This window comes from Paenibacillus terricola, from assembly GCF_014779765.1.
In the GTDB taxonomy this organism is placed as follows: Bacteria; Bacillota; Bacilli; order Paenibacillales; family Paenibacillaceae; genus Paenibacillus_T; species Paenibacillus_T terricola.
This window is the reverse complement of record NZ_JACXZA010000001.1, coordinates 822,082-835,591: the sequence shown is the minus strand read 5'-3', so window position 1 is coordinate 835,591 and position 13,510 is coordinate 822,082. Positions and strand designations below refer to the sequence as shown.

General features: G+C 50.5%; 11 protein-coding genes. 2 read left to right on the top strand and 9 right to left on the bottom strand.

Annotated elements, in window-relative coordinates; translation table 11 throughout:
- Positions 1-337 precede the first annotated feature (337 nt).
- The 4 genes from H8B09_RS03585 to cymR are packed head-to-tail and all read right to left on the bottom strand — an operon-like array spanning position 338 to position 2,745.
- Positions 338-550: a YrzR-like zinc ribbon domain gene (locus H8B09_RS03585; RefSeq protein WP_191202082.1), complete on the bottom strand. Its 213-nt coding sequence runs from the start codon at positions 548-550 to the stop codon at positions 338-340.
- Positions 547-1,098, bottom strand: coding sequence for a PRC-barrel domain-containing protein (locus tag H8B09_RS03580; protein WP_191202081.1), 552 nt, complete (start codon positions 1,096-1,098; stop codon positions 547-549). Before H8B09_RS03580 ends, H8B09_RS03585 begins: the two co-directional genes overlap by 4 nt.
- A gap of 21 nt (positions 1,099-1,119) precedes the next feature.
- Positions 1,120-2,265 (bottom strand): cysteine desulfurase family protein, encoded by a 1,146-nt coding sequence (locus H8B09_RS03575; RefSeq protein WP_191202786.1) that lies wholly within the window; start codon positions 2,263-2,265, stop codon positions 1,120-1,122.
- 60 nt (positions 2,266-2,325) lie between these two features.
- Positions 2,326-2,745, bottom strand: a complete 420-nt coding sequence (gene cymR, locus H8B09_RS03570; RefSeq protein ID WP_191202080.1) for a cysteine metabolism transcriptional regulator CymR — start codon at positions 2,743-2,745, stop codon at positions 2,326-2,328.
- 242 nt (positions 2,746-2,987) lie between these two features.
- Between cymR and mnmA the strand changes: the two genes are divergently transcribed.
- Complete coding sequence (mnmA, locus tag H8B09_RS03565) at positions 2,988-4,115, top strand: tRNA 2-thiouridine(34) synthase MnmA (RefSeq protein ID WP_191202079.1); 1,128 nt, start codon at positions 2,988-2,990, stop codon at positions 4,113-4,115.
- A 359-nt stretch (positions 4,116-4,474) separates the two neighbouring features.
- Here mnmA and H8B09_RS03560 read toward each other — a convergent pair whose 3' ends face one another.
- Complete coding sequence (locus H8B09_RS03560; RefSeq protein ID WP_191202078.1) at positions 4,475-5,824, bottom strand: hemolysin family protein; 1,350 nt, start codon at positions 5,822-5,824, stop codon at positions 4,475-4,477.
- Between the two features lie 333 nt (positions 5,825-6,157).
- Positions 6,158-7,513: an Nramp family divalent metal transporter gene (locus H8B09_RS03555; RefSeq protein WP_191202077.1), complete on the bottom strand. Its 1,356-nt coding sequence runs from the start codon at positions 7,511-7,513 to the stop codon at positions 6,158-6,160.
- Positions 7,514-7,926: 413 nt separating this feature from the next.
- Between H8B09_RS03555 and H8B09_RS03550 the strand changes: the two genes are divergently transcribed.
- Positions 7,927-9,237, top strand: coding sequence for a GHKL domain-containing protein (locus H8B09_RS03550; protein ID WP_191202076.1), 1,311 nt, complete (start codon positions 7,927-7,929; stop codon positions 9,235-9,237).
- 84 nt (positions 9,238-9,321) lie between these two features.
- Here the strand turns inward: H8B09_RS03550 and H8B09_RS03545 are convergent, their stop codons facing one another.
- From H8B09_RS03545 to aspS, 3 genes are all read right to left on the bottom strand, one after another.
- Positions 9,322-10,638, bottom strand: a complete 1,317-nt coding sequence (locus tag H8B09_RS03545) for a replication-associated recombination protein A (protein WP_191202075.1) — start codon at positions 10,636-10,638, stop codon at positions 9,322-9,324.
- A 134-nt stretch (positions 10,639-10,772) separates the two neighbouring features.
- On the bottom strand, positions 10,773-11,519 hold the full coding sequence (locus H8B09_RS03540) for a tRNA threonylcarbamoyladenosine dehydratase (RefSeq protein ID WP_191202074.1): 747 nt from the start codon (positions 11,517-11,519) through the stop codon (positions 10,773-10,775).
- A 143-nt stretch (positions 11,520-11,662) separates the two neighbouring features.
- Positions 11,663-13,480, bottom strand: a complete 1,818-nt coding sequence (gene aspS, locus H8B09_RS03535; protein ID WP_191202073.1) for an aspartate--tRNA ligase — start codon at positions 13,478-13,480, stop codon at positions 11,663-11,665.
- Between the last annotated feature and the right edge of the window lie 30 nt (positions 13,481-13,510).

Here is a 13,510-nt window from a genome sequence, read left to right as displayed (position 1 = left end):
TAACCTGTAGCGGTCTCAGATCCCATAGGGATCAATCCGCAGGAGTGCCTTCAGTAGAGCGTGTCCCGGAGGGACGAAAGCGAGCACCAGCACATACCAACACAGGCGCAGCGAATCGTATGCTGACGTTCGAAGGTACCTAGACAAAACCAACACCACCGCATCTACCCATTGTACCTAGACCAGTCCTGCAGCGGGTGTCCAGAGGGCAGCAGCCCTTTGGAGCCATCCCCTTTGAAGGGGAGGGTTTGGGTGGGGTTGAAAGTTCCCCCTTGAAGGGGCAGGCGGTGAAACGCAAACGGACGTCCTCTTCTGGACGTCCGTTACGTTACACGCATCATAAGCCGTTTGCATGCATTTGTGAAATTTCTGAAATTTCTTCCTCAAAGAACAAGTCATCGAGCGAGCTCAGCGTGCCATCCTCTTCTACCTGATAGACCGACATCTTCTCACCGTTGACCGTCAGTTCGATGAAGCAGCCCCAGCAATAAAACTGATGGGATCCGATTTTACCGATGTCTTTGGAATTACAGTTAGGACATCTCATCATCTTTCATTTCTCCCTATATCCGAATCGGAAGGCGCGACCGGCAGGAGCTGCGCTTCACAGCACGCCGGAACGATAATCGCATCTTCCCCGAGCAATACGGTTTCCGATTCCTTCGGCGCTCGCAGCCACTTGCGGCCTTCAAGCAAGTCCGATATAAATCCATCCGTTAGTTCATACCCTACTATTTGTGTACCCTGAATTGGCTCAAAATAAACATCTGATAATCGACCTAGTTGCGTGCCACCTACTGTTACAACTGGTAAATCTTTCAGCCTGGGATGTCCGGTCTGAAAGCAGCGGCCTGCAGCCTTCTTGTCCTTCACGACGATATCTTCCGTACTATCGATCAGCACCGCGTCTTCGCCGCATGACGCAACGCGATTCCAATGAACAATTCGATCCTTCGAGGAAAGCCATCTGCCTGCTTCCAGTAAGACGCCTTGCATGGACCATTGGTCATCGAACCAGGCATCTTTCACTTTGCCAGCTTGTCTGCCTGTACGAAGATCGACAACCGGAAGGCCGATCAACTGCTGCAGTTTGATCACAACAGGTACGCCCCTTTAGAGTTATTTACGCACACGGCGGACAATCGTTTCAATTAATTGCGCCGCTTGGCTCAATTCCTCCAAAGTATTCCCCAATCCGAAGCTGAATCGTACAGCCGACATCAGACGTTCATCCACTACTCCCATCGCCATCAGGACATGCGACCGTTCCAGCGAACCTGAAGTACAGGCAGAGCCGCCGGAAGCAGCTATTCCTGCCATATCGAGGTTCATCAGCATCGTCTCGGTATCAATGCCGATAAAGCTCAAATTCACGATATGAGAAAGCCTCGAAGTCAAATGACCATTCAATGCGATGCGACCATCCGTCGCTGCATTCATAAGCGAGATCCAATGTTCGCGAAGCTGTTCCATGCGGTCGGCATGTGCAGCCATGTCCTTCGCAGCCGCTTCAACCGCAGCAGCAAAGCCAACAGCTCCTGCCACATTCTCCGTACCTGCCCGACGCTTGCGCTCTTGCGAGCCGCCATGTGCAATCGGGTTGATTGAAGTGTTCGATGCGATATATAATGCGCCGACACCTTGCGGGCCATTGATTTTGTGTGCGGAGAAACTCATGAGATCGACTGGAAGCGACTGAACCTGGATTGGAATGGATCCAAGCGCTTGTACCGCATCGACGTGAAAAAGAGCTCCATGCCCTCGCACAAGCTCACCAATCGCTGCAATCGGCTGGATCGTGCCTACTTCATTATTCGCATACATCACGCTCACAAGTGCTGTGCGGTCTGTAATTGCGTCTCGGACGTCATCAACGGACAATTGTCCGCTTGAATCGACAGGCAGGACCGTCAGCTCGAACCCTTCGGATTGCAAGGACTGACAAGCATGAAGCACCGCATGATGCTCTGCTGCACTTGTGATGATATGGTTTCTGCCCTTTGCCTTCATCGCTCTTGCTCCGCCAATGATGGCTAGATTATCGCTTTCCGTTCCACCGGATGTAAAGGTAAGCTCAGCAGGCTTCGCGCCGATGAAGGAAGCGACGGTATCGCGTGCACGATTCATATGTCCGCGCGCGTTTCTTCCATAACGATGCATGCTTGACGGATTGCCGGGGCCCTCCGTCATCACAGCGAGCATCGCTGCCGCGACTTCTTGCCTCATCGGCGTCGTAGCGGCGTGATCAAAGTAATATTGGGTCATACTCATTCCTCAATTCCTAGCTGACCGCATTGCGGTGCTGCCTCAAACCATCTAACTAAACTAGATGTAGAACATGTAGTTGTCGATTTGTCCCTCTTCCTTGAAGGCAATCAAGTCTGCCAGCGTGGTCGAGTCAAGTACGCTAGCAATGCTGTCGCGAATGCGAAGCCAGAGGTCACGCTTAGCAGGATCGTCTTCTTCCGTAAAATCAACCGGCGAGATCGGCCCTTCAAGCACGCGAATGACGTCGCCTGCAGTAATCTGATCGGATGCTTTGGCTAGGATATAACCGCCATATGCACCACGCACACTTTTTACAAGACCTGCGTTGCGAAGCGGTGCAATAAGCTGCTCCAAGTAGTGCTCCGAAAGCTGATTTTTCTCAGCGATGCTCTTGAGCGAAATCGGTCCTTCACCAAACTTCGCCGCAAGCTCCATCATAATCGTTAGCCCATAACGGCCCTTCGTCGAAATTTTCAAAAAACGGCACCTCATTCCATGCATCTATTGGGTCGATAAAAGACCATTTGATTCGTCTATTTAAATCATGGTATTCCCATATCATATATATGTTAGCACAATGTTACCGCTTCGTGTAGCAATATCGTGTCTTTCTCTTGAAAAAAGTAAGCGGAAAAACACCGATCCATCAGATAAGATGAAAAAGAACGAACGCCATGTTACAATACATTCATTAATTAGCATTAAAGGTGGTTAGCCTCATGAATAAATCGAAAGCAGAAACACGCGTTATCGTCGGCATGTCCGGCGGCGTCGATTCTTCGGTTACAGCCTATCTGCTCAAGCAAGAGGGCTACGATGTCATCGGCATTTTCATGAAAAACTGGGATGATACCGATGAGTTTGGTCATTGCACAGCTGAAGAAGACGCAGAAGACGTCCGCCGCGTGTGCGATCAGATCGGCATTCCTTACTATACGGTCAATTTCGAACGCCAATACTTCGATAAAGTGTTTACGTATTTCCTTGACGAGTACAAGCGTGGACGGACACCGAATCCTGACGTCATGTGCAACCGTGAAATCAAATTCGGCGAGTTTCTCCAGAAGGCGATCGACCTCGGCGCAGATTATCTCGCTACTGGTCATTATGCCCGAGTTGAGCGTACGGAAAACAGTGAGACGAAGCTGCTGCGCGGCGTAGATGGCAATAAGGATCAGACATACTTCCTGCATCAATTGAACCAACAGCAATTGTCGAAGGCGATGTTCCCGATTGGCCATCTGCCGAAGCCGGAAGTTCGCCGCATTGCGGAAGAAGCTGGACTTGCAACGGCGAAGAAGAAAGACAGCACCGGCGTCTGCTTTATCGGCGAGCGCAATTTCAAACAATTCCTGAGCGGTTATTTGCCGGCTCAGCCAGGTCCGATGATCGATCTTCGCTCTGGTGAAGAGAAAGGTCGTCATGACGGCTTGATGTACTACACGCTTGGTCAACGGCAAGGTCTTGGCATCGGAGGCTCCGGCAGCGGCGAGCCTTGGTTCGTAGCGGATAAGGATCTGGAGAGCAATACCCTCTTCGTCGTGCAAGGCGATGCCCATGCACGTCTCTATTCGCAAAGCTTGGAAGCGGAAGGTATCAACTGGATTGCGCCTGAGCTTCCGCAAGGTCCAATTCACTGCACCGCCAAATTCCGTTATCGCCAAGCCGATCAAGGCGTGACGCTCACGTTTGGCGAAGATGGCACTGCGACGGTTGTGTTCGACCAGCCGCAGAAGGCGATTACGCCTGGACAAGCCGTTGTCTTCTATGATGGGGATGTTTGCCTGGGCGGCGGCACTATTAATAAGGTACAACTTGTTGACGAGGCAAGTTTTCAACTCATCTAAACTTATCTAAACTAATCTAAAACCTTAATACCAATTTTTCTACCCACCCAAACCCTCCCTGCAAGGGAGGCCCCAAAGGTCGTGTGACCTCTGGACTCCTCACAAGGACGCATCCTTGATAATTGGGTTCGTGTGCCCGCTCTTGCCGCCTTGCGGCAAAGCTGTTGGTATATTCGGTCTAGATACGTTATTTCGTCTGCATGCTTTGTTCGATCGTACACAGCTGTCACCGCCCGTTGATGGGACTACGATAAACTGCACCATATACGAGCGTGATCGTGTTACAAACAAAACAACAAGCCGTCAGCAGCAGGATATCCTGCCGTTGACGGCTTGTTGTTTGTTATCGTATGAGTGCTCTATCCGTTCTCGACTTCAAGCTTTGTTTCCTCCTGCTCTCCTTGCTGTTGCTTGCGTACAGTTATGCGGGAGATGCGCAGATGGTCGGTTTCTTCTACTACGAATTCAAAATCATGATCGGCTTGTACACGCTGGTTAGGTTTGGGAGGAATCTCAATCTGTGAGTACAGCCAGCCGCCGATTGTATCATAATCATCGGTTTCAATATCGAGACCGAAGTAGCTGTTTACTTCCTCGATCAACATCATTCCGCTGATGGAATGCGTATGGTCGTCCCTCTTCTCGACCTCGGGTCGCTCCTCGTCGAATTCGTCCTGAATTTCGCCAACGATTTCTTCCATAATATCCTCAAGAGTAACGAGACCCGATGTGCCGCCATACTCATCAATAAGAATCGCGATCTGCGTCCGCCGCTTCTGCATAAGCTTAAGCAGCGTACTAATCTGCATCGACTCAGGGACCGTTGTCATCGGGCGGGTGATCAAACGGATGTCTTTCAAATTTTGCGAGGAAACCTTCAATATATCTTTAATATGGACGAAGCCGATAATATTGTCCTTGTCGCCGTCACATACTGGGTAACGTGTATGCATCTCATCAAGCGCAATCGCCTTATTGTCTTCGAACGATTGATTAGCATAGAGACAGATCATTTCCGTACGCGGAATCATAATCTCGCGAGCATTCGTTTCCGCGAATTCGAATATATTGTCCATTAGCGTCAATTCCGTATTATCAATGAGACCATTCTTATGGCTTTCTTTGACGAGAATGCGTATTTCCTCTTCCGTATGGGCTGATTCCTGTTCGGAAGCAGGCTCGATGCCGACCAGCTTCAGCAGACGATTCGCCATTCCATTAAGCACCCAAATGAAGGGATACATGATTCGGTGGAAGAGTACGAGCGGCGCGGCGGTTAACAGTGTAATACGCTCGGAATTGCGTATCGCTATCGTCTTCGGGGCCAGCTCTCCGAGCACAATATGAAGAACTGTAATGAAGGTGAAGGCGATAACAAAAGCGATCGTATGCGTCAGCACCTCGCTTCTTAATCCGAACTGTGTAAACCACCTCTCTAACAGGCTTGCAATAGCAGGCTCGCCGATCCAGCCAAGGCCAAGTGATGAAAGTGTAATGCCAAGCTGACAGGCCGACAGGAAACCATCGAGATTGTTCGTTAAGCGGGAGGCAAACCTCGCCCGCTTATGTCCACCCGATACAAGCGAATCGATGCGGCTGCTTCTCACCTTCACCATTGCAAATTCTGCCGAGACGAAAAAACCGTTCATACAGACCAACAACAAAATCAGTACCAGCTTCAGTGTTAACGGTAACGGGTCGCTGCTCAACCAATCCCTGCCTACCGCACGCCGTTCGCCTCATAGGAAACGGACGATGCAATGGCAGGTGCACCTCCTTTATTTAGACGGATAAACGAAAAAAATTTCCAATTATTCACTATTAGCTTATTCGATAGATAACAGCAGCGTCAAATGATCTCCGTACCGTTATCGGCTTTAATCGCTCCGTATTCCACTTTATTCAAGCAGGATCCTGTCTTATGCCAATCATTCGCAATCATTCTGCCGCTCATTGCAGAATAGAACATTTGACAGCACCTCTACAAAAACTTCAAAGCCGTATGCATCGCCCAAATCAGGCAAGCATACGGCTCATTGTCTTTAGCTGAACCAATCCGCGAACGTCTGGTACAGCAAGTAAATATTCAATCCGGCGATGATGGCTGCTACCGTCCATGCCGTTATATTCATCCATAACCGATTGGCGAACTCGCCCATCTTCGTTTTGTCGCTGGTGAACTTCACGAGCGGGATGACTGCAAATGACAGCTGCAAAGACAAAATGACTTGGCTCAGAATGAGCAGATCAGCTGTTCCGGAGTCGCCTACAATGGCAAGCACGATGATAGCTGGCACTACGGCGATGAGACGTGTGATCAATCTGCGCAGCCATGCGGGAAGACGGATGTTCAGGAAGCCTTCCATGACGATCTGGCCTGCAAGCGTTCCAGTCAATGTAGCATTCTGGCCAGCTGCGAGCAGCGCTATACCAAACAATACGCTTGCTGCTCCTGTGCCGAGCAGCGGCGCAAGCATATGATACGCATCGCCGATTTCAGCAATGGCCGTGTTGCCTGTCGTATGGAACGTTGCAGCAGCGATGATCAGAATCGCCGCGTTAATGAATAATGCGAGCGTCAGCGCAATAGTCGAATCCGCTGTAGCGAAGCGAATCGCTTGTCGTTTGCCCTTTGGTGTCTGTTCGATCTGACGCGTTTGTACGATTGACGAGTGCAGATACAGATTGTGCGGCATCACGGTTGCACCTAGAATGCCGATGCCAATATAGAGCATCTCAGGATTGCGGAACAGCTCCATACTCGGCGCGAATCCGGCAAGCACGCCGCCGGCGTCCGGCTTCGCCCATATAATTTCGATCAGGAAGCAGACACCGATCGTTCCAATTAACGTGATGACAAGCGCTTCGATGTATCGGAAGCCTTTATTTTGCAACAGCAGCACGATGAATACATCAAGCACTGTAATAATAACGCCATATATAATCGGAATGCCGAACAATAGATTGAGCGCGATCGCAGTGCCAAGCACCTCAGCCAAATCGCAGGCTGCGATTGCTAGCTCACATAGCACCCACAACGCCATGGACACGGGCTTGCTGTAATGGTCGCGGCACGCCTGTGCTAAATCCCGCCCCGTTACGATGCCAAGCTTACCCGCTAGACTCTGCAGAAGCATTGCCATAATGTTCGACAGCAGAATGACGAATAGCAATGAATAGCCAAACATCGATCCGCCGGCGATATCGGTCGCCCAGTTGCCGGGATCCATATAGCCGACCGCGACCAGATAGCCAGGACCGGCAAACGCAAGAAACTTTCGGAACCAAGAACCTGTCTTCGGTATTTTTAACGATTGGTGGACCTCGGGCAGACTAACATTCGCCCTCTCTTGTTTCCACCCTTGATTATGCATAGCCAATCCGGTTTCTTCTCCCATGTCGACTCACCTCTTTAATAAAATTGTACTAGGTAAACGGTTTTGCACTCGGTCAACTTTTCCGCTAAAAAAAGGGATGTATGTCATCACGATATGTTGCTTCCTTAGGAAGTGTGCCTACCCTCATTGTATCCGACCAAAAAAGTTTGTCAAGTGCAACTTTTATGTAAAATGTTTACAAATGCTTGTCCATAGATCGTGTTAAGCTTGAAATATTCAGACAAGTAGAAATCAAGTGAATCCGTACATAATTGTGAACGCCAACTGGTTGTATTTAAAATTTTTATATAAAAGTGGATATAATTACTATAAATGAATTCCTGAAGTTCGACTTCCTTGGTAAAATCATAGTTGACCCACTGCTATTAATTCGTATCAATAGTAACTATGATACATCTTGAAAGGATCAAGTAATGAGATCTTATCGCTACAATCCGAAAAGAAAAATCGCATTTTTTATTTTGATCACCGTGCTTATTCTAGGCTTACTTACTTATTTGAAAATCATGCTCTCTCATTACACGACGGAAAAGGCATCTCAAATAACACTCGCTGAGCAGTACATCATTATGGCTGAAACAATGGCTGACGGTTTGGACAAGCTCACTTACGAGCAAGTGCTCACAGATCGGCAGTACGACTACAACCACGACATGATTAAACAATACCTGGCGGAATTCCGCACCAGAATCAATGCACTATATGTCTACACCTTGGCATTCGATGAAACTGATGTTGCCAAGGTTTTGGTAGCCTCCATGCCCCCTGGAGTGAACGATCGCATCATGGGAATCCCTTGCACGGTCCCGCCCAAGCAAGTAGATAAGGCGAAACATGGGCAATCGTATTATACCAACGTTATTAACGACCCGAACCATGGGCTGTATATTTCGATCGGCGTACCCTTTTATAATGATGCAGGTAAGCAATTGGGCGTCGTTGCAATCGATGTCGATATGAACCATCTGCAAGTCATCGGGCATGAGGTCGTGAACAGCAACCGGCTCATTCTTCTGGTTGATATTTTGTTTGTTGCACTGCTGCTCAGTGTAATTTATACATTCCATCGCTGGTACCGTTCGAGCCTCAAACATGACCTCGTTGAATCGGAAACTATGTACATCTCAGAGATGAGCAAGATATTGCAGTCCATCAAAGCGGGGCGGCATGACCTGATGAACCATCTGCATGTGCTGCGGGGACTCATGGATATGAAAATGTACGACCGAACGAATGAATATTTAAAACAGATTTCCATCGACACTCGGACGCTTGATCTATCAACTCGAATTAAGAACCCTGTCCTGATGGTGCTGTTTCAGACCAAATGGCAGCAAGCGCAGACGTTAAATATGGAGATGACGTTCGATATTGACGAAAGTAATTTCAGCCGTGTGTCGTCGATGGATCTTGTGAAGATTTTTTCCAATCTGCTCGATAATGCCATTGAAGCCGTGGGGACGTATGAAGGTGACCTGCCGAAGAGTATCCATGTTATGTGTAAAACAGTTGGTTCTGATTATTTATTCGCAGTGCAGAACCCTACTCTGCTTACAGCGAAGGATCAGAGAAATTGGTTCCAACACAATTACACAACCAAGTCGAAGGAGACAGTGCTAAGAGGGAACGGACTTATGATCATTAAGCGCACCGTGGACAAGTATGAAGGCCATATTCGATCCCAATATGAAGATGAGAGCGTATTGATTCGGATTACGCTGTGATAGGTGTTGGACAAGAAAAGCCAATAGGAGCCGCAACGCGCGGACTTCTATTGGCTTTTTCCTTGTGTACACTCGCGTGTTTCGTTATCCCTTCGATCGGCTTCGTCTGCGCAGCTGGTTCTGGCGGATCTTGTCCTCCATCCCCTGCTCGGTCGCCTCGTAGAAGGCGCGTTCGCGCATTCCGTCCGGCAAGTATTGTTGAATTACATAATGGCCGGGAAAATCATGCGGATATTGATAGCCGACATGGCCCAGCTTCACAGCGCCCTTGTAATGCGCATCACGCAGATGGAGCGGCACCTCCATCGTGCCGGTCTGCTCTATTGTATCCATTACCTTACCGATCGCCACAGCTGTTGCGTTTGACTTCGGACTCTCGACTGCAAACAAAATTGCCTGGGCAATATTATACTTCGCCTCCGGCCAGCCGATCTTGCGATAAGCCTCCAGCGCAGTCGTCGCTTGTACCATCGCCTGCGGATTGGCAAGACCGATGTCCTCGCTGCAGGCAACGATGAGACGTCGGATGAACACCATTGGCTCCATCCCCAGCTTCTCGACCGCATACAAGAACCAGAACAAGGCAGCATCGCTGGAGCCGCGTACACTCTTATGAAAAGCCGACAGCACATCATACTGCGTTGACTCATCTGCCTTCGCAAGCGGCTTTCGCACCGATTCTTGGGCCACATCAAGCGTCACATGCACGGAGCCGTCAGGTTCGGACGGTGTTGTAACGGCTGCAATCTCCAATGCATTAAGCGCCCGCCGAATGTCTCCACCCGCTGTCTGAGCGATATGCTCGAGCGCTTCCTCATCGATTGCCAGCTTCATAAACCCAAGACCACGCTGCTCATCGGCAACCGCTCGCTGCATCGCTTCCCGCGCATGCTCCTTCGTGAGCGGTTCCAGCTGGAACAAGGTCGAACGTGACAGCAACGCCCCATTCACATAGTGGTAAGGATTCTCCGTCGTTGCGCCAATAAAAATAATAATGCCCTGCTCCACAGCCGGCAGCAGCGCGTCCTGTCTGGACGAGTTGAAGCGGTGCACCTCGTCAAGGAATAGAATCGTCTTCCGACCATACATCATCTTAGCTGTCTTCGCTTTATCAATAACGTCGCGTACATCTTTAACCGATGCATCAACGGCGTTCAGCTTTACGAAATCGGCTTCTGTCCGTTTCGAAATAATGTGCGCCAACGTCGTCTTCCCGCAGCCCGGCGGTCCATATAACAAAATCGATGAGATCCGGTCTCCTTCTATCGCCCGCCGAAGCAGCTTGCCTGGGCCAATGATATGCTCTTGTCCGATATAATCGTCGAGCGTTTCCGGCCGCATCCGATCCGCGAGCAGTCTCGCGCGCGGCGTCTGCTCGTCCGCGTAGCTGAACAAATCCATTTCCCCGTCGCTCCTTTAACTTGCTCTCTATAACGATTATTGTAGCATACGAAGCCGCATATCCGCACATCTGTTCGGAAATGGATGCAAGAAGAAACCAGCCTGATGCAAGCTCAGGCTGGTTCCAAGGATAACTACAGTATGTCCACAAGCAGATCCTTCACGATCACGCTCACCATGATCAGACCCGCTACTGGCGGAACGAAAGCGTTGCTCGCCGGAGGCTGCTGCGCTTTGCGGATTTCCGGTGCATTGTCCGGCACGATGCGCTGGGTAACGTCCTCGCGCGGCTTCATCGGCTCTTCAGATGAGAAGACAACCTTCACACCTTTCTTAATGCCCTCTTTGCGCAGCTTCGTGCGTACGACACGCGCGATTGGATCCGTATGTGTCTTGCTAATATCGACGACCTGGAATTTCGTAGGATCCATTTTGTTAGCGGCGCCCATGCTGCTGATGATCGGAATTTTCCGCTCCAGGCACTGCTTGATCAGATGGATTTTGTACGAAATCGTGTCGGATGCGTCGAGCACATAGTCCAGCGGGTATTCGAACAGCTGCTCGTACGTCTCTTCCGTGTAAAACATCCGCAGCGAAATGACATCGCATTCCGGATTGATCAGTTTGATGCGTTCAGCCATCAGATCTGCCTTCGGCTGTCCGACTGTCGTCGTCAGGGCATGAATCTGGCGGTTGATGTTCGTAATGTCGACAACGTCTTTGTCAATAAGAATGAGCCGGCCAACGCCTGTACGCGCCAGCGCTTCAGCTGCGATCGACCCTACGCCGCCGATGCCGAGCACCGCAACGGTACTGCCGCGCAGCTTGTCCAGTCCTTCAGGACCAACCGCGAGCTCAGTCCGTGAGAATTGATGAAGCATGAGAAGATCCACCTCTCTTCAATTAATATCCTGTATCCCCGAATACAGAAAATGTCCGGCAGTGGCAGCTTAACGTGCCAGAAGCCGGACGATTCTCCTGTTGTATAACTAGCGGCTATGTCAGCCGCTTAGCTTAAGAGCAATTACGCTTGCGGCGCACCTGCTGCAGCACCTGCAGCAGCGGCAGGCTTCGCGCTTGGCTTCGCTACCGTGCGGATATGCAGCTGTTCAAGCTGCGACAGCTCGACTTGCGAAGGCGCGTCGACCATAACGTCCGTTGCGCTTGCCGTTTTAGGGAACGCAATCGTCTCACGCAGGTTCGTGCGGCCCGTCAGCAGCATAACGAGTCGGTCGAGACCGAATGCGATACCACCGTGTGGAGGTGTGCCATATTCGAATGCGTCAAGCAGGAAGCCGAACTGCTCATGCGCTTGCTCCATCGAGAAACCAAGCGTTTTGAACATAAGTTCTTGTACATCACGCTTGTAGATACGCATCGAACCGCCGCCGATTTCGTAGCCGTTGAGCACGATATCATAAGCTTGTGCGCGCACTTTGCCTGGATCCGTCGCGAGCAGCTCGAGATCTTCTTCGTTCGGACGCGTGAACGGATGGTGCATGGCAACATAACGCTTCGCATCTTCGTCCCACTCGAGCAGCGGGAAGTCAACGACCCACAGGAATTTGAACTTCGACTCGTCGATGAGACCCAGATCCTTGCCAAGCTTCAGACGCAGGTTGCCCAGTACGTCGGCAACAACCTTCGGCTTGTCAGCGGAGAATGTGAGAAGGTCGCCTTCTTCAACGCCGAGACGTTCCGTCAGCGCTTGAATTTCTTCTGGCTTCAGGAATTTCACGATTGGACCTCTCCACTCGCCGTCCTTCACCGTAATCCAAGCAAGGCCTTTACCGCCATAACGCGCTGCGAACGGCTGCAGGTCGTCGAGCTCTTTGCGGCTCCAGCTTGCGCAGCCTTTCGCGTTGATTGCTTTCACTTCACCGCCGGATGCTGCTACCGATGCGAATACTTTCACTTCGCTGTTTGCAACGATGTCCGTAATGTTCTTGATCTCAAGATCGAAGCGCAGGTCCGGTTTGTCGGAGCCGTATTTGTCCATTGCTTCAGCATATGTGATGCGTTGGAACGGAAGCGGAATTTCCACACCGATCGTCTCGCGGAAAATACGTGCCATCAGCGTCTCCATCATGCCGAGGAGTTGATCCTGCGACAAGAACGAAGTCTCGATGTCGACTTGCGTGAATTCTGGTTGACGGTCTGCACGAAGGTCCTCGTCACGGAAACAGCGTGCTACTTGATAGTAGCGCTCGAGGCCGCCGACCATAAGCAGCTGTTTGAAAATTTGCGGCGACTGCGGCAGTGCGTAGAATTCCTCTGGATGAACACGGCTTGGCACGAGGTAGTCGCGCGCGCCTTCCGGCGTGCTCTTCGTCAGAATTGGCGTTTCTACATCCAGGAAGCCTTCACCGTCGAGGAAGTCACGGAACACTTTCGTCGTCTTCGAACGGAGCATCATCGTACGCTGCATCTCTGGACGGCGAAGGTCAAGGTAACGGTGCTTCAAGCGAATTGGCTCATCCACATCAACACCATCTTCGATAGGGAACGGAGGCGTCTTCGCTGTATTCAAGATTTCGATTTCCGTTACGCGGATTTCGATCTCGCCCGTAGCGAGGTTCGCGTTGAACGTTTCAGCGTCGCGTTCAACGACTTTGCCGCTTACCGCGAGTACAAATTCGTTACGCGCTTTGTCTGCGATTTCGAGCGCAGCGCCGGAGAAGTCAGGGTTAAATACCGTTTGTACGATACCTGTACGGTCGCGCAGGTCGATGAACAATACGCCGCCAAGGTCGCGACGGCGCTGTACCCAGCCGTTCAACGTTACGGTTTGGCCAACATCTGCTTTCGTCAGCGTACCGCAGGAATGAGTTTTCAACATCATGATCGATCAAGCTCCTTCGGATAATAGAAA

Bases quoted from the DNA above. Each gene is read 5' to 3' on its own strand.
- H8B09_RS03585 (WP_191202082.1), bottom strand. From the start codon at position 550: ATGATGAGATGTCCTAACTGTAATTCCAAAGACATCGGTAAAATCGGA.
- H8B09_RS03575 (WP_191202786.1), bottom strand. From the start codon at position 2,265: ATGACCCAATATTACTTTGATCACGCCGCTACGACGCCGATGAGGCAA.
- mnmA (WP_191202079.1), top strand. From the start codon at position 2,988: ATGAATAAATCGAAAGCAGAAACACGCGTTATCGTCGGCATGTCCGGC.
- H8B09_RS03555 (WP_191202077.1), bottom strand. From the start codon at position 7,513: ATGGGAGAAGAAACCGGATTGGCTATGCATAATCAAGGGTGGAAACAA.
- H8B09_RS03550 (WP_191202076.1), top strand. From the start codon at position 7,927: ATGAGATCTTATCGCTACAATCCGAAAAGAAAAATCGCATTTTTTATT.
- H8B09_RS03545 (WP_191202075.1), bottom strand. From the start codon at position 10,638: ATGGATTTGTTCAGCTACGCGGACGAGCAGACGCCGCGCGCGAGACTG.
- H8B09_RS03540 (WP_191202074.1), bottom strand. From the start codon at position 11,519: ATGCTTCATCAATTCTCACGGACTGAGCTCGCGGTTGGTCCTGAAGGA.
- aspS (WP_191202073.1), bottom strand. From the start codon at position 13,480: ATGATGTTGAAAACTCATTCCTGCGGTACGCTGACGAAAGCAGATGTT.